Origin of the sequence: Borrelia hermsii DAH, from assembly GCF_023035675.1 — a bacterium.
Lineage (GTDB): Bacteria > Spirochaetota > Spirochaetia > Borreliales > Borreliaceae > Borrelia > Borrelia hermsii.
The window spans coordinates 130949-149196 of record NZ_CP073136.1; the positions used below are offsets into that span (position 1 = coordinate 130949).

Here is an 18248-nt window from a genome sequence, read left to right on the forward strand (position 1 = left end):
TAATATCAATTTTATTAAAACCAACCTAATTGACATATTGCTGATATATTCCTATATCTATTTCTTTAATATAAGATAAAATTTCATCAATTCGCACACGATCTTCTTTTATCCTTACATAATGATCAATAAGCCAAAAATATTTATTAATAAGCCTTGGAAGCAATATGCTTTCATTTATTGATCTATAAGACTTTTCCTTAAGCTCATTACGCAAACTATAAACAGACTGCTTTAAATGACCAAGCTCAATAGGTCTTAATTCTCTTTTAATATTAAAAACACCGTTTAGCGCCCCATAAACAGGTATCCATTCTTTAATAAGAGTATCGGAAATATTCCTATCACTCTTAATAGCTTCTATTAATTTAAGTATCATCTCAGATTCAAGCGCATCTATATCTATCTTTTGGGGATTAATAAAGAAAGCCTCCCTAAATAATACCTTAGCCTCCTTGATTTCATCAATAAGGGCATAAGAATCAGCAAGTTCAGCAACTACATCTGCATTGTCTTTCGCATCTCCTAATATCTGCAAAAAAACAGCTATGGCTCTCTCATAATTACCCATTCCCTTGTAAGACTTAGCAATCTTTATTAAAAGATCTAAATTTTCTGGTTGTAATTTATATATATTTTTATATATGTCTAAGCATAACTGAAATATAAAATACTTAATTGAGTTACGACCTTGAATAAAATCAGAATTCATCTTTTTTAAATATCTTCTAGCAAAATTATTCCATTCTCTTATTAAAAATTCAGCCTTCTCATAGTCTTTATCTATCCGATCAAGACTTTCGACCTGACCATTCCAATATACAGAACTTTTTAAAGCCGTTAAAATCTCAATATTGTCAAAATCAAGAGAATGTGCTTCTTCTGATTTCATCAAAGCTGTCTTAAAATCACCTTTTCTGAAGCTTAAGTAAATATCCTTGATTAATTCCGCGATTTTTTCTGATGACACATTCCTACCACTTTAAAATATGTATAAATCCCAAACGAGCTTATATAATTATAACATTAATAAATTTTTAGTCAAACCAACTTTTTTAAAACAAAAAACGATATTCTATTTATTATTTTTTTAAGATAAAATTTATATATCAAACATTAAAACTAATATCATGAGGGTAACTTCAACTTATGAAAATGGAACCTAATAAACTTATTAATAAATCTATTCGCTATTATAACTCTCACAAATATTCAGATGTAATAAAACTTTTAGAAAAAGAAATTTTCTTTTATAAAAATTATTATTTTTATCATTATATCCTAGGAATGTCTTATCTTAGAATGGGAAATCTAGGAAATGCTCAAACATATCTAAAGAAAGCTTACACTTTAAATCCAACAGAACCAGATGTCAAGCAATCAATCGCAATACTATTAGCAGCTCAAGGCAAAGAGGACAAGGCCATACAGATATGGCTTAAAATGATAGAAGAAAATCAAGAAATCAAACGATCAGAACTTTCTTTAGAAACTATTCGAAAAAATCCTATTCAAGGAACACTATTTATGAATAAAAACAAAATATATGCCAAACTATTTCCAGAAATCAAAATAGAAACAGGACAAAATTTATCTAAGTTAATAAGAATATTATTAACAGTAGCAGGCCTTGTATTCTCATTGATATCAATATTTTTATTTATACGTTCCAAAGAAACAACTACACTGACATCAAATGATTCTAAGGTAAAAGAAAAAAAAGCTATTAATAATATTGCAGCATACATTGACGATATTAAAATAAATGAGAAAGAAAAAATTGAAAACCATGAGGGGCAATTTGTATTCATACTCACTGAAACTGAAATCAAAAATTCATTTCAAAAAATAAAAACTCATCTAAAAAAAGGCAAAAATAATTTTGCAAGAATCGAAATAAATAAGATATTAAATTCAAACGCATCGGAATCAATTAAACTTAAAGCTAAAAATCTTGCAAGTTTTATCTCAAGACCAGATTTTATTACATTTGACGATTATTTAGTTTTAAAAGAAATTAAAAAAAACCCATTAATTTACTCAAATATATATGTCAAATGGGAAGGAATTGCAAACAATATCGAAAAGAAAGATAATATAACTTACTTTGACTTTTATGTAGGATATAACAAGAACGCTCTTGAAGGCATAATAACAACAAAAACAACTTTTGATATTGATATCAATTTTAAAGATTGTGTTGAAATACTTGGACAAATAAACTATGACTACAACACAAACACATTGACTCTAAATGCAATCACAATCCGCAAAATAGAAAAACAAAAGGGTTAATATGCCTACTAATGCTTTTAAGAACGCAAAATCACTAAAACTTAAATACCTTCAAATTAAAAATATCTTTTTAAAATTATCATTTAATTAAAAAGGCGTACATAAAAATTTGTCATTGCCCTTAATAAATTTTATAGCCTCATCAAAAGACAATAACAACTCTTCCTTTTTAGTCAAGTCTCTCACCTTCAACTTATTTTCTCTATATTCCTCTTGCCCTACAAAAATTAAAAATCTTATAGCCTTACCAAGAGCATATTCTATTTGCACCTTAATATTTTTACCATCTTTACTCTTTGGATATACCTCACAAGCAATATTATTTATCTTGGAATAATCATGCCTTCTAAACTTATCTGCAAGCTTATAATAATAATCTTGTAAACTATCATCTATATTAACAATTAATACTCTCGAGCTGGCTTTAACCACAAATAACTTAATATAATTAAATTTTTCAATTTCAATTATATCTTGAATCCTATCGATACCAAAAGATCCTCCAACTCCTGAAACCTTTTGCAAAGAGTTAGAAAATAAGGACAATAAATTATCATATCTCCCACCACTACAAATACTTCCCATATTAATACCCATCATCTCAGCCTCAAATACAAGCCCGGTATAATAATCAAGTCCACGGACTATCTTAAGATTAAAATTAAAAGCATCTTGAATCCCTAATGCACTCAGATGTACAAAAATATCTTCAACTCTCTTAACAGCATCATTATCTTCTAAAATACTTTTTAAAACCTTAAGTTTATCCCAAAAAGTTCCTTCTAAACTTATAAACCCCAATATTAAATCAACATGTTCTTCGCTTAGTTGTGAAAGCAAATTTTCTCTCACACTCTCAATCCCCATTTTATCTAATTTATCTATATTCCTTAAAATAAAAGTAGCTTTATTTTCTAATCCCAACTTATCAATATAAGCATTAAGTATCCCAATATGAGAGAAATGAATAACAAACTTTCTATTAATACCTTCTATGAAATTTAAAAAAATCTCTTCAAGACCACAATAAACAATAGATAAAATTTCAGCATCACTACGAAAAGTATCCTCACCAACTATATCAAAATCAAATTGGATAAATTCTCTATATCTACCTCTCTGTGTGTTCTCACCCCTAAATACCTTTCCTATCTGAGATCTCCTAAAAGGAAATTGAATCTTAGATCTATTAGTAGCCATAAATCTTGCAAAAGGAACCGTTAAATCAAAACGCATAGAAACATCTCTATCTCCGTTATCCTTAAACCGATAAATTTGTTTTTCTACCTCATGCCCACCTTTTCTTAAAAGAAATTCAGAATACTCAAGAATAGGAGTATCTATTAAATCAAAATTATATGAAACAAGAACACTATATATTTGTTTTATAATATGAGTACGAATTAACGCTTCCTTTGGCAAATAATCTCTAAAACCTTTTAAAGTTCTAATATCCACTATATTTAAACCCCTATTAATTTCAAATTTAATCTTTTCATAATATAATATTATAAATATGAGAAAAAATTAATCAAACATTAATACTAAAATCCTTAACTGTTAAATACTAATTATAATATAAGGAGCATCTAAAATACTTAATGCATAAAAATTTTGCTAGCAGCTTAAGACTAAATATTGTTCTCATAATTTTCCTCACAATAACACTACTAACCATTTATAAATATTTTATGCTAATGTCCTCAAAAGACATACAATATTTTTCTCAAAATATAAATCACATTTCAAAAAGAGGCAACATTTATGATAGAAATGGTAAAATAATAGCCTTCTCATCAAAATCACATTCTATAGGAACGGATCCAAATAAAATAAAAAATATTGTAAATACATCAGAAACTCTTGGTGCAATACTGAAAATTGAGCCTCAAATACTTAAAAAAAAACTGTCTTCAAAAAAAGGATTCATATATATAAAAAGAAAAGTAACAAGAGAAGAATCTGAACTAATTAAAAGAATTCAATCAGAAGGAAGATTAAAAGACATCATACTTTATCCAGACTACACAAGGATCTATCCATTTAAAGAACTGACAAGCAATATTACGGGATTTGTAGGAACTGACAACATTGGGCTTGCAGGGATTGAACTTTCGCTAAACACCATATTAAATGAAGATCTTACAAAACAAAAATCTATAAATGAAAAATTAAGTACAAACAACATATACTTAACAATAGACATAGATCTTCAAAAAAGCATAAATCAAATAGCTAAAAAATACTTTAACGAAAATAAGCCTGAAAACATGCTAGCTATAGTAATGGATGCTAAGAATGGAGAAATTTTATCAATGCTTCAACTCCCACAATATGATGCCAATTACTATTCAAAATATCCTAAAGAAATATGGAACAATTTTGCAACTTCCCTAACATATGAACCTGGAAGTATTAATAAAATTTTTACAGTAGCTATTCTATTAGACAGTGGATTATTAAAATTAAATGAAAAATTTTTAGATAATGGTATATACCAAAAAAAATTCAAATCGGGTGAAGTAGTTACAATTAAAACCTTAAATCCTCCTTATGACTATATCGATCCTAGTGGGATTCTAATCTATTCATCAAATGTAGGAATAGCTCACATTACAGACAAAGTAAGTAATGAATATTTCTACAATAAACTAATAGCCTTTGGGTTTGGAAAAAGAGTCGGATTTCCTTTCCCCGGAGAGACAAAAGGGATACTAACCCACCATTCAAAATGGTCGGGACGGAGTAAAGCCACAATCGGATTTGGACAAGAAATAGGAGTATCTGCCATTCAAATATTACAGGCTGCTAGCGTCTTAAGTAATGATGGGGTTATGTTAAAACCCAAAATCATAAAAAGAATAAGCAATGAAATGGAAAATACAATTCAAGAATTTCAAAAAGAAGAAATTAAAAAAGTAATATCTAAGCATACAGCAAAAGAGGTTTTAAAAATGATGCGAGAAGTTGTAAATAAAGGAGGAATACCAAAACTTAAAATGAAAAATTTAAACATTTCAGCAAAAAGTGGAACTTCCCAAGTGATTGATAAAAACACAGGCAAATATTCAGACGAAGATTACACGTCCTCAATACTAGTAATATATCCCACAGAAAATCCAAAATACATTATATATGTTATATACAGATATCCTAAAAAGATAATATATGGAACAAGAATTGCTGCACCAATGGCAAAAGAAATAATAGAATTGATTGAAAGTCAAAATAACAAAGATGAATACAATGAAATTAAAATTTCCTCAAAAATTAGCATACCAAAACCCACAATAAAATACGACACAACAGAAACTCTACCAAACCTTACAGGGCTTTCAAAAAGGGATTTAATGAAAATTTTAAACAAATATACAAACACAAAAATAAAGATAAAAGGAAATGGTTTTGTATATAAACAATCCCAACCACCCAATACAAAATTAAAAGATATAAACGAACTTGAAATAACCTTAAAATAATTTAGGAAAATAAATTCTTTATCTCATTTTTATAAAGATTTAAAATATAATTACGCTTAACATCCATCTTAATAGACATCTCCTTGCCTACTTCAAATGGTTTTTCTAAAAGAACAAATCTTAATATCTGTTCAAAAGGCTTAAATCCATTGGCTTTATTAATAAGCTTTCTTATCTCATCATTAATAGCTTTAAGAACAATATTATTTGCAATAATCTGCTGCCTATTGTGAGCATCAAAAATTTTTTGCCCCATGCTTTCTAAATATTTATTTATCTCTTCAAAATTAGGAAGAATCAATGCACCCAAAAACTTTTGATCCTGACCCACAACAACAGCTTTTTCAATTAATAAAGATTCTTCAAGCTTAATTTCAATTGGAGCAGGCTCAATATTCTCCCCATTATTTAAAACAATAGTATCTTTTTCACGTCCTATGATCCGAACAACATTATCCTTTGACAACTTAACAATATCACCCGTATTCAAAAACCCATCATCTCCAATAACTTGCCTTGTAGCATCTTCATCTTGATAATATCCAAGCATAACTTGAGGACCTTTAATAAATAAAACTCCCTTGCCTGGTTTTTTAAGCTTATTGCCATTCTCATCCCTAATCTCAGCAACAGTTCCAGGCAATATTTTACCGCAAGTACCAAGCATTATCTTCCCATGCTCATCAGACGCAACACCAGGGGATGCTTCTGTTAATCCATAAGCATTAGCAAGCTCAATTCCAATTGAATTGAAAAACCTAACAACAAATAAAGACATGCTACCCCCACCAGTAATTCCAACAACAAAATTATCACCTAAAACCTTCTTTATCTTTTTAAAAACAATTAAATCTCCCAAAATTTTAAGGGGAAATAAAATCACTAAACCTAAAATGCCTAAAATTTTCTTCATAGGCATTAATAAATCAAATCCATTATCAGGATACAATCCTGAAATTATCCTATAGCAAATATCATTAAGACATGCTGCTTTAACGAAAACCTTAAATAGCAATCTTGCTAAGAACGGTTTCTTGGCAACTTCTTTAAAAATATTTTGCTTTATTGCAATCCAAAGCCTAGGAACGGCTGCAATATAATGAGGATTAATATTTTTAATATCATCAAGCATGTTTCTTGGAACAATACTTGAAAATAAACAAGTCATACCTTTAAGAAAAATATTATAAGAAAATGATCTCTGAAATGAATGCCAAATTGGCAAAATACACATAAATATTTGCCCCTCACTAGTACTAATCATGCGACTAAAACTAGACACCTGGTAAAGAAAATTAGCATGAGAAAGCATCACTCCTTTAGGATTCCCTGTAGTACCAGAAGTATATATTATTGTTGCCATATCATCAGGATTAATATTATTGAAAGTTTCAATAATCTCCTCGTCTCGTCTTGACTTATCCCCAATTGAAATACACTCTTTATAAGTATAAACTTGAAAATTACTAAACCGTATTTTATCCCTTTCATCTAAATCATCAATAATAACAACTACAGGCTTAATTTCAAAGTTAACTTGAACGACTAAATCAAGAAGATTTAAATTTTCCACTATTATTATATTAGGAAAAATATTATTAATAATTACTTCAGCTTCAAAAAGAGTAACATCAGATCCCTTTGGAACATCTACAGCACCTAAAGCCAAAATAGCAAAATCTATAACACTCCATTCAATTCTATTTTCAGAACAAATAAACACCTTATCCTGATATCCCAAGCCCATCTTTTTTAAAAATGCTGCAAATTTTAAAACATTATTCTTTAAATCTTCATAAGTAACCCTAATATAATCCTTATTGCCCCCACTATATATTTGTGCAACCCCATCACCACGCTTTTCAGCAATCTCAAAAAAGGTTTTTACTATTGACATATGATCCTACTATACACTTATAAAATAACGATACTCCACATAAAGTATAACATTTTAAAGAATAAAATCATAATTCAATTTTAACTAACCTTCAATTAGTCAATGGGTAATACCTGAATTTGTACCTAATGCCATGAACCTAAGGATTCTCTAACTATTTAGATTGACAATAATCATCACTTATAAAGATAAAGTTTTATAAAAGCAAAATACAAATCACTAAAAATCAATAAAGATCTAGTTCCCTATAACAAAAAATCTAATTCCTTCAGTAGGATATTCTTGTTCTAAAATCTCAACAACATTTCTTAACTTTTCTATAACAACTAACTTATTAGTATAAACCACAAGAATAAAATTCTCTTCAGGCCAAACTTCATTACCTTGCTTCTCACCCTTTCTTCCTTTTCCTTTAACATTATGTATCTTAGAGTAATATATATATTCACCCAAATCTTCCTCTATTCTACTTATATGTTCATGAAGATCAAACTCCAAGGATATATTAGAAATTATTTCTGCTCTATACATATATCCTCCTCATTAACCTTAATCCTCATCAATAAAAACATCATCCGAATTAGCATCAGCTTTAGAATTCCCCTTAGCATTACTCTTAAGAATATCGGTATTATTTGCATTTCTATTTGCAAAACCTTCACTTCCTCCCTTAACATCAATCTTATCAACAGAACCCCATGACTTAAAAAGTATAAAATCTTTTATAGAAAGCTTATAAAAAATTTCAAAAATTATAGGAATAAAAAGCAAAGTCAGAAATGTGCTAGCAACCATTCCACCAATAAAGGTAAAAGCAATTGGCTTTATAAGACTATTGCCACTTGAACCTGAGAATGCAAGGGGAAAGAGCCCAATTATTGATGTTAAAGCAGACATTAAAATTGGCCTAAACCTAGAGCGACCTGCCTCAAGTACTGCATCTTCAAGATTAAATCCCCTCTTAAGCAATAAATTAATATAATCTACTAGTACAATACCCGTATTAACAACAACACCAACAAGCATAAGCATGCCAATGGCAGTAAAAACAGAAATCTTTTCTCCCGATATAAAATAAAATGGCACAACGCCTATTAAGGTTAATGGTATTGTAAAGAGAATAATAAATGGCTTTAAGAGAGATTCAAATTGTGCTGCCATTACTCCAAATACAAGCAAGATAGCCATACAAATTATCACCATAAATTGCTGCATACTGCTTGTAAATTCACTGTATTCTCCTTCAAACTTAACCAATACGCCATCCTTCCGGGGAACCTTATTAGTTACAAAATCCACTACATTTGCTGTAACTAAAGCTAAATTTTCACCCGGAGCAATACCTGCTGTAAGCTTAACTACTAAGGACTGATCTTCTCTGGAAATCTCGCTAATCCCTTTTGTTTTTTTAAGCTTAGCTATTACAGAGAGGGGAATTTTCACACCAAATGCATTTACAATAAATATTTTATCTAAATCTTTAAGGCTAGCAATATTACTTCTATTAATCCTAAGCAAGATATCATAACTTACCCCATTTTCAATGTATTTTCCTGCCGAAATTCCATCAATATTAGCCCTAATCTCTCTTGAGAGAGTTTCCATATTAATCCCATAAGAATAGGCCTTTTCCCTATCTATCTCTATATCAATTTGCAGCTCCTCTTGTATATTAAGTCTAGGACTAACAAGATTGGGAAATTTTTTCTTTAAAAGACTAATTAACAATTCTCCATATTCTCTTGCATACTCAAAATCAGAAGCAGTAATTTTAATCTCAATAGGAGCACCAAAAGAATTTCCTTCTGAGAAAGCATTAGAATTAAAATTAGGATAAAGACTCTCAACACGCTTATAAACTCTATACCGAATATCTTCTTCATCCCCGACAAATTCTCCACTAGCTTCCTCCTTGAAAGGCAATGTAACTTCAAACGCAAAACCACTTGAATTTATTTTAGAAACAATACTCTTATAAACCTTAATTTCACTTTTTAAAATTTCTAAAATTTTATCTGAGTAGAACTTTGAATTCTCCAAACTTGTTTTATGGGGAAAATTAAAATCAAAATGCATTAAGGAAGAATGATCATAGGGAAATAAAGATACATTTAAAAAAGGAAATAAAATTAAACTTAAAATAAAACTAAACATAACAACAAGCAAAAAAGCTAGCTTACGAATTAAAACATAATTTAGCAATTTAACATAAAAATGCTCTCCAACAGAATAAATTCCATATAAAAAATTATCAATTCTTTTAATGAGTTTATTTTTGATGGGTTTTTGAAAAGTAGTATAAAGCCCAACATAATAACTTGAAAGCACAGGCACTAAAAAAACTGCAACAAACAAAGAAGCTGTTAAAGATATAACAATAGTAAAAGCAAAATCTCTAACATAATCACCAATAATGTCTAATTCAGCCTTAAAAATAAGCATAGGAGCAAATACACAAATCGATGTCAATGTCGCAGCCATAATTGGCATCAGCATTTCCTGTGTTCCAAGAATGGCAGATGATATAAGTTTGGCACCCTTTTGCCTATACTTATATATATTCTCTATTACAACAATAGAACAATCCACAAGCATACCAACGCTCAAAGCAAGTCCTGAGAGACTCATAATATTTAGCGAAATATCTGCAAAATACATTAAACAGAAGGTAAGAACTATAGCTAATGGTATTGTAATGCCAATAATAACTGTAGCTCTAAAACTTCTTAAAAAGAATAGAATAATACATAATGCAAGAATTGCTCCAGAATAAGCTGAATCAGCAACAGAAGAAATAGCCTTTTTAATATGTTTAGCATTATCATAAGCAATATCTAAAGATATATCTTTTGGAAGGGCAAGCTTAATTTTTTCAATCTCTGCACTTACTGCATCTGCAACAATAACGGAATTTGCACCACTCTGTTTTTGCACAGATATCACAATGGAAGGCTTATCATTATAATATGCATAATCTTGTAAATCTTGAAAAGCACTCCTAACGCTTGCAATATCTCTCAGTCTGACCTGAACCATCGAATTATTACCTAAAGAATAAGTACTTGGTTTCTTGTAAGCAATAACCACATCTTCTAAATCTTTAATTGAATGAAATTCTCCTGATACTTGTATCTGGTATTCCAAATCGCTATCTAACATGTTGCCAACCGAAAATTCAACATTTTGAGAAGAAATAAATGGTACTATCTCTGACAGAGTAAGCCCATATGCCTCCAACCTATTTTGAGATACTTCAATTAAAATATGCTTATCTCCACCCCCAATGACCTGCACACGTCCAACCCCATTAAGTCTTTCTAACTTGGGCTTAAGAATATTATCTGCATACCTCTTAAGTTCTAAAACAGGTCTATCTGCATACATAACAAACGATAATACTGACGCATTGCCTGACCTTCCTCTATAAATCCTATACAAGCTTACTTCTTGTGGTAAAAGGTTTTTTGAAAGCTCAAGTGCATCTCTTATTTCATTTAAAGCCAAATCTAAATTAGTTCCATGATAAAACCGAAGATCAACAATGCTATTCCCCTTAAAAGACTTACTAGTTATTGTCTTTATGTTCTTTACTAAGGATAAACTGCCTTCTAGAATACTTGTTACTTTTTCTTCCACTTCTTTTGCGGAACGTCCTGCATACTGCGTAGAAACAGTAATATCATTCTCTTCAATTCTGGGCATCAACTCTATCTTCAATCTTGAAAAAGTATAAATACTAAGCATAATCAATAGTGAAAACAATATTAACATTGTTATTGGTTTGCCAATAATCTTTTTTACTAACATATTTAACCTCAAAAATTAAACATTGTTTTCAACATCAAGCCCATCCCGAATATCCACTATATCTACATAAGCTCCATCAGAAAGAGAAGAAATACCTTCAATCACAATTAAATCACCTTCATTAATACCATCTCGAATAGACATAATATTATCTATCTCAAAATCTATTAAAGGAAAAACCCTTTCAACTGTTTTTGTATCTGCATTTAATCTAAATACGCAAAGCTTGCCTTCTCTTTCAATAAAAGCATGACTCGGGATTTTGACCACATTTTCTAAATGCTTAGTAATAAGTTTGATCTTAGCAAACATGCCAACAACCATTTTTCTTGAGTTATCCCCTACAGGTTCAAGATATACTGCAACGGCACGGCTCTTAAAATCTAAAACGGGTGATACTTCTGAAATCTTAGCTTTAAACCTTTCATTAGGATAAGACTCAAGCTCGATAATTGCATCATTGCCAGCCTTAACATCTAAGATATATTTCTCAGAAACATAAGTTTTAATCTGCATTACATCCATTTTGCCGATTAAAGCAATACTTGTTTGAGGTCCAACTGTGTCTCCAATTTTGCAACTAACAGCTAAAACATATCCAGAAATTGGAGCTCTTACTGGACTTTTTAAATAAGTAAAACCTGGTTTTGAAGGATCAAGTGTTGCAATGATTTGTCCCTTTTTTACATAAGTTCCAAGCTTTATATTAAGAGATATTATTTTACCTGCGATATCTGGAAATACTTCGGCTTTTATTTTGATATCTATATCACCATTTAAAGGAATGTAATTACTCAAAGCTCCCTTTTGAACTTTCATAGCAATAACTGGAAATCTATAAGGCTCATTAATAGTATCATTGGAAATATCATTAGTATTAATATCTCCCTGAACTTCACTATCAGTCTCTTCATTACATGAGAAGGCAAATAATAAAACTATAAGCAATAAATAATATTTAAAATTACCTCTCACATTAAGAATCAAATTCATAAAATATCCTTATTAATCCAACTCATTTATTAAATCTTTATATTCAAGTATTACATTAGCATAATTTAGTTTATCTTTTATAAATTGCAAATCACTCTGCTTATAGGAAACTTCAATGTCATTTAATTTTACAAGATCTATGGTACCTGCATTAAAGGCATCGAAAGCCACCTGATAATTCCTCTTAGACATCTCCAAATTCATCTTGGAATTATCTAAAATGGATTTATATAGTCTTACACCTTTACGTTTCTGAATAATATTAGATTTAAATTCACGAATCTTATTTTCAATTTGATGTTTTAACATTTTTAATTGATAATCTTGATCCCATATCCCTGTAAAACTTTTTGAAAATGGTAAAATCTCAGTCAAACTATAAGTTAATCCCAAAGAAACCCCCAACCCTTGCTTAAATGAACCACCTGGACCATTACTAAAAGCAATACTTCCAGGGTTATAAGAAACTGAAAACGAAAATTTTGGCAAGAAAGCATCTAGCCAAAGACTATCAAGAGTAGCTTGCATAACTTTAGCAGCATTATTTAACCCTTTTACCTCTAGATGTTCGTTAATATCTATGACTTCATCAAACAATGAAACATCTAATATTTCATCTGACAATTCCCCTATAGTCTCAAAATCTTGCAAGACATCCAGTCCTAATAACAATTTAAATCTTTCTTCTGTCTCTTCAAACTTAATGATTTGTTCATCTAAATCAGGTTGAAGTTTACTATACCTAAGTTTAGCATCAATATAATCTATTTCAGAAATAAGACCATTGCGATAAGCAACACTCACTTGCTCAAATTTAAGTTTGCTATTCTCAAGCTGACTTCTCAAAACTTCTAAAATACTTTTAAAAGCTAAAAGCTCGTTATACATTTTAAGAACATTTAACCTAATACTTTTAATGGTCTTTTCTCTGGCTATTTTAGCATCCTCATAATTAAAAACAGTAAGTCTAATTTTATTAACAACAGATGGGGATATTGAGAAATCAGCAGAAACTCCAAAATCTAAGTTCCAATGCTCCCTTCCTTCTACACTAGACATAAAAAAGTTTTGCCTTGAAAAATTTGAAGCAAACCCTACATTTGGCATAAAAACATTCCAAGAATTATCTTTATATAATTTTTTTATCTTTTCTCTATACTCTGCATTCTTAGCATCCAAACTGTTTTTTAAAGCCATGCAAACAGCATCCTCAGCGGATATCTTAATAATTTCTGCATAAGAAGAAAACGATAAAAGAAAAATTAATACTAAGCGTTTGATATTCACTCCTATGAATAATAGTATAACTATTATTCATATATAATAACTTAACAACAATGATAATAACATAATATTATTGTATACATGTGGATCTTAAAAAAGCTTTTTATAATGTTCAATTTGATATTTATCTTACTCACCAAAATATACCAAAAAACTTTTTCTAAAATCATTGGGTTCAGCTGCATATATGAACCTAGCTGTTCAAATTACGCACTAAAATGTCTAAGAAAATATAATATCATAACAGCTCTTATTTTAATTGCGTTAAGACTACTCAGATGCAATGCACTATTTAAAGGAGGTTCTGAATCACTGCCAACCAAAAAGCCTATACTAAACTCATTAAAAGAATTTAGACAAAGATTAATTAAATAAATCTTTGTATCTATCTGGAACCCAATTTTTGACATACTCTTTATGAGTATCAACAAATTCAACAGCATTTCTATATTCCTGTCCCGGCTCCTTATAATTTTTTTCTATTAAAGGTAATAACAAGTCATCACCCCAATAAAAATTATCAAATAAATAATAAGCATCAGGATCAGCCTCTTTAAGCCCAATCCTAACAAGAGAATGAATATTCTCAGGCCCTCCCATTGACAACAAGGGATCATCTAAAAATTTAATATCATATTTGGTAAATGCCCAATGGGGCTTCCATAAAGGAACTAAGATCCACTCATGCCTCTTAATGGCAGATTCTAAACTTGCAAGCATTACGCTCTCACTTGAAGATATGAGTTCATATTCTTTATCTAATCCATAATGCTTTAGGGTTTCTTCTACAGAAAGTTGCGTACCCGCTCCAGCATCTATTCCTACCATTCTATTTTTAAACTTAGCTCCTCTACCCTTAAGTTCAGCAATGCTTGAAATTTTAACATAACTTGGCACCACAAATCCTTGTAATGTTCCCTCATAATTAGCACCAAGATCAACAAACTTATCTTTAAATTTTTCATAATAAAATTTATCAGCCGTAGGAATCCATGCAGATACCATACCATCTACCTGTCCTGATGCCAAATACTGATACATTATAGATGCTGTTACAGGCAATATTTCTACATTATATCCTATTCTCTCAAAAACAACTTTCATAATATTAGTAGCAACCGTTTCTCCTATCCAATTAACATATGCAATCTTGACTGATCTTAGTCTTTGTAAGTCACCACTATCTTTAAAATTATCATCCTTATCACAAGAAAACAAAGTTAAAATAAAACTTATAAAAACAGATATCAATAAACCTTTCATAAATCAATTCTCCTACTACCACACAAAAATAAAATATTATTTATTATACATTTCCAAAAATCTTTTGAACTTATTTTCTTTTTTCCCTCCATAATTATCAGTATTTAAATAGCTAAATTTAATAAAAATAGCTTGCATGATTCTATCTAAAATAATAGCTATTACCACAACAGCTAACCCAGATATTAAACCCTCGCCAAAATGTAATCTTTCAACAGAATATATTACAGTCCTGCCAAGCCCTGACGAGCCAACCATTGCCGCTATCACTATCATAGATATTGCCATCATTATTGACTGATTAATTCCCTCTATTATGCTTTGAAGAGCTAATGGCAACTGGATCTGGAAAAGAATACGAATATTACTACTTCCAAAAGACTTAGCAGCCTCAATTACCTCACCTGGAACTTGAATAATTCCGAGTCTTGTATATCTAATAACCGGAGGCATCGCAAAAATTATTGTAGCAAAAATAGCTGAAGATGTGCCCATACCAAAAAAAGGTATAGCTGGTATTAAATAAATAAAAGGGGGCATTGCTTGCATCAAATCAAGCAATGGTTTTAAAAATACATAAAATTTTAAATAATATCCACCTAGAATACCTATTAAAATTCCCCAAATTACCGAAAAGAATACAGACACAAAAATAATTGATATCGTATCCATTGAAACTTCCCAAAGATTAAAATACAAAATAAAGCAAAATCCTAACATAATCAAAAGTGCCAATCTTTTCTTTAAAAATAAAAAGCTTAAAACACAAATTATGATAATAAAAAGAACAGGATTAATTAAAAGAAACAATTTTTTCAAATTATCGTAAAAAAAAATTACAATTTTTGCAAACCCTATACCATTAGAATTTGAAAAATTATCAACTAAAAAATCAAAAGCCTTATCTATATTAGCAACTATAAAATCTCTACTCATAAATCACTATCTCGCCAATAAGCCAGCAATCTCTCCTAAATCAATGTATCCAATAACATTGCCTTGTTCTCCTTTCACAAGCAAATAATCCAATTTATTTAAATACTTAACAACACTTTTAATCTCATCATCTAAACCTAAATTTAAAGAAACAAGATTACTATACCTTTTATTAATAGATACATCATACAAACTAAAACTATCATTCTCTTTTTCAATAATAACATTAAATTTATCAGCAGCAGCACCAAGAGCAAAATCCATTTTAACAATATCCTTAATTTTTAAAATATTTAAAACAGGAAGATTCTTAATAAAATTAGCTATAAAATCTGTTCTAGGATCCCTTAATATTTCTAAGGGCCTACCCACCTGCACAATCTCACCATCTTTCATAAAAGCAATTCTATTGCCCAATTTAAAAGCTTCAATTAAATCATGAGTAATAAATACAACTGTCTTTTTTAATTTATCTACCAACCTTAAAAGCTCACCTTGCATTTCTCCTCTAATTAAAGGATCAAGAGCTGAAAAAGCCTCATCCATTAAAAGGATATCGGGATTCACTACCAAAGCTCGCGCTATACCTACTCTCTGTTTCATTCCACCTGAAAGCTCATTTATATATTTATATTTATAATCTTCAAGACCCACAAGTTTTAAAATATCAATAGCTTTTTGAATCCTAATTTTTTTAGGGACATTCTTAACCTCAAGTCCATAAGTCACATTCCTTAAAACATTCATATGTGGGAAAAGTCCAAAATTCTGAAAAACCATGGCAAATTTATCTTTCCTTAAAGCAGAGAGATCCTTTTGATTAATATCATTCATTTCAATATTATCCACCAAAATAGACCCAGAATCGATTTTGTGTATACCATTCAAACATCTAACAAAAGTAGATTTGCCACAACCTGACATACCCATAATAACTAAAATTTCATTTTCATAAACATCAAGACTGATATTTGCATTTGCAATAAAAACAGAAGATTCCTTGTAAATGTCAGCCCTATCTTTACCATTCTCATAACTCTTTATAGCCTTAACTATTTGTTTTTTATTTTTATTATAAGAAAATGTTTTATAAAGGTTCCTGACTTTAACACTAACCTTGTACAAAGTAAACTCCAATGCGAAAACATTACAATCCTACATAGACCAATATTAATTATACTAAAATATCAGAATTTTGATTGACACAAATAAAAATAAGGGTCTATTAAAAGACCCTTATTGAAAAATTCAATTTATCTAAGCAATGATAATACATATTGAGGTACTTGATTTGCTTGTGCAATCATAGCCATTGCAGATTGTGTCAAAATACTGTGAGTTGTTGATGCTACAACTTCATCTGTCATTGTTGCATCTTTAATTTGAGCATATGATGCTTTCAAGTTTTCAATAGCATATTCTGTACTATCCTTAATAGACTCAAGTCTGTTTTGGAAAGCACCAAGATTTGCTCTTTGATCACTTACCATCCTAATAGCACCCTCTATCTTTGCAAGTGACATATTAGCATCAACAGCGGTTGTAACATTAATTGGGGAATTAACTCCACCTTGAGCTGGAGCTGCTGCTGGAGCTGGAGCTGCTTGACCTTCCTCTTGCTGTCCTATCTCTTGCACTGGAGCAGCCTGAGCGCCTTCACCTGCAAAAAGATTTGCAACATTAGATGCATAAATATTAACAGCAATTGCCTCATCCTGATTTGCGCCCACATGTACTCTCAATGTCCATGAAGCTTGTGATCCAGCTAGTGATGCTGGTGTGTTAATTTTTGCGGGTTGCATTCCAAGCTCTTCAGCTGTTTTTACATTTTGAGCAGCTGACTTGTTGGACAACATATGCATTTGGTTGTATTGAGCCTGATCAGCAATTCTGTTGATTTCATCTGTAAGTTGCTCAATTTCAATTTGAATAGAACCTCTGTCTGCATCTGAATATGTACCATTACCAGATTGAACAGCAAGTTCTTTCATTCTTACTAATACTCTCTCTACTTCATTTAAATTTCCTTCTGTTGTTTGAATAAAATTTATAGCCTTTGAAGTATTTCTAGAAGCCTGAGACAACCCTCTAATTTGAGCATTAATTTTTCCAGCAACGCCCATACCAGCAGCATCATCAGATGCACGATTAATTCTATGCCCACTAGAAAGTTTTTCTTGAGTTTTGCTAAGATTAGTAGCATTAATGCTATTATTTCTTGAAGCATTTATAGCTGACGTATTATGATTTATGATCATATATCATTTCCTCCGTGATAAATTAATATAATTTTA

At 30.2% G+C, this 18248-nt stretch carries 14 protein-coding genes; 3 read left to right on the forward strand and 11 right to left on the reverse strand.

The annotated features are described in order from the left end of the window. Positions 1-25 precede the first annotated feature (25 nt). Positions 26-970 (reverse strand): tetratricopeptide repeat protein, encoded by a 945-nt coding sequence (locus bhDAH_RS00660; RefSeq protein WP_012421912.1) that lies wholly within the window; start codon positions 968-970, stop codon positions 26-28. Positions 971-1155: 185 nt separating this feature from the next. Between bhDAH_RS00660 and bhDAH_RS00665 the strand changes: the two genes are divergently transcribed. Then, positions 1156-2295, forward strand: a complete 1140-nt coding sequence (locus bhDAH_RS00665; RefSeq protein WP_043924516.1) for a tetratricopeptide repeat protein — start codon at positions 1156-1158, stop codon at positions 2293-2295. A gap of 87 nt (positions 2296-2382) precedes the next feature. Here bhDAH_RS00665 and hisS read toward each other — a convergent pair whose 3' ends face one another. Then, positions 2383-3753, reverse strand: a complete 1371-nt coding sequence (gene hisS / locus bhDAH_RS00670; protein WP_012421914.1) for a histidine--tRNA ligase — start codon at positions 3751-3753, stop codon at positions 2383-2385. A gap of 143 nt (positions 3754-3896) precedes the next feature. On the opposite strand from hisS, the gene bhDAH_RS00675 reads away from it, so the two are divergent. Further along, positions 3897-5774 (forward strand): penicillin-binding protein, encoded by a 1878-nt coding sequence (locus bhDAH_RS00675; RefSeq protein WP_012421915.1) that lies wholly within the window; start codon positions 3897-3899, stop codon positions 5772-5774. A gap of 1 nt (position 5775) precedes the next feature. On the opposite strand, the gene bhDAH_RS00680 is transcribed toward bhDAH_RS00675, so the two are convergent. The 5 genes from bhDAH_RS00680 to bhDAH_RS00700 form a co-directional block, all read right to left on the reverse strand. Then, positions 5776-7671: an AMP-binding protein gene (locus tag bhDAH_RS00680; RefSeq protein ID WP_012421916.1), complete on the reverse strand. Its 1896-nt coding sequence runs from the start codon at positions 7669-7671 to the stop codon at positions 5776-5778. 237 nt (positions 7672-7908) lie between these two features. After that, positions 7909-8202, reverse strand: a complete 294-nt coding sequence (locus tag bhDAH_RS00685; protein ID WP_012421917.1) for a PG0541 family transporter-associated protein — start codon at positions 8200-8202, stop codon at positions 7909-7911. An 18-nt stretch (positions 8203-8220) separates the two neighbouring features. Further along, complete coding sequence (locus tag bhDAH_RS00690; protein WP_043924390.1) at positions 8221-11478, reverse strand: efflux RND transporter permease subunit; 3258 nt, start codon at positions 11476-11478, stop codon at positions 8221-8223. Positions 11479-11493: 15 nt separating this feature from the next. Beyond that, the gene (locus bhDAH_RS00695) at positions 11494-12471 is read right to left on the reverse strand and encodes an efflux RND transporter periplasmic adaptor subunit (RefSeq protein ID WP_012421919.1); all 978 of its coding nucleotides are present in this window, start codon (positions 12469-12471) and stop codon (positions 11494-11496) included. A gap of 12 nt (positions 12472-12483) precedes the next feature. Then, positions 12484-13758, reverse strand: coding sequence for a TolC family protein (locus bhDAH_RS00700; RefSeq protein ID WP_012421920.1), 1275 nt, complete (start codon positions 13756-13758; stop codon positions 12484-12486). Between the two features lie 105 nt (positions 13759-13863). Here bhDAH_RS00700 and yidD point away from each other — a divergent pair, with 105 nt between their 5' ends. Next, a complete protein-coding gene (yidD, locus tag bhDAH_RS00705; RefSeq protein ID WP_012421921.1) occupies positions 13864-14130 on the forward strand; it encodes a membrane protein insertion efficiency factor YidD in 267 nt (88 codons plus the stop codon). Here the strand turns inward: yidD and bhDAH_RS00710 are convergent. The 4 genes from bhDAH_RS00710 to bhDAH_RS00725 form a co-directional block, all read right to left on the reverse strand. Next, positions 14119-15018, reverse strand: a complete 900-nt coding sequence (locus bhDAH_RS00710) for a glycine betaine ABC transporter substrate-binding protein (RefSeq protein WP_012421922.1) — start codon at positions 15016-15018, stop codon at positions 14119-14121. The two genes, yidD and bhDAH_RS00710, sit on opposite strands and share 12 nt — an antisense overlap. A gap of 36 nt (positions 15019-15054) precedes the next feature. After that, positions 15055-15954, reverse strand: coding sequence for an ABC transporter permease (locus bhDAH_RS00715; protein ID WP_012421923.1), 900 nt, complete (start codon positions 15952-15954; stop codon positions 15055-15057). A gap of 6 nt (positions 15955-15960) precedes the next feature. Further along, positions 15961-17079: a quaternary amine ABC transporter ATP-binding protein gene (locus bhDAH_RS00720; protein WP_043924392.1), complete on the reverse strand. Its 1119-nt coding sequence runs from the start codon at positions 17077-17079 to the stop codon at positions 15961-15963. 128 nt (positions 17080-17207) lie between these two features. Next, positions 17208-18212 (reverse strand): flagellin N-terminal helical domain-containing protein, encoded by a 1005-nt coding sequence (locus bhDAH_RS00725; protein WP_012421925.1) that lies wholly within the window; start codon positions 18210-18212, stop codon positions 17208-17210. Positions 18213-18248: the final 36 nt, after the last annotated feature.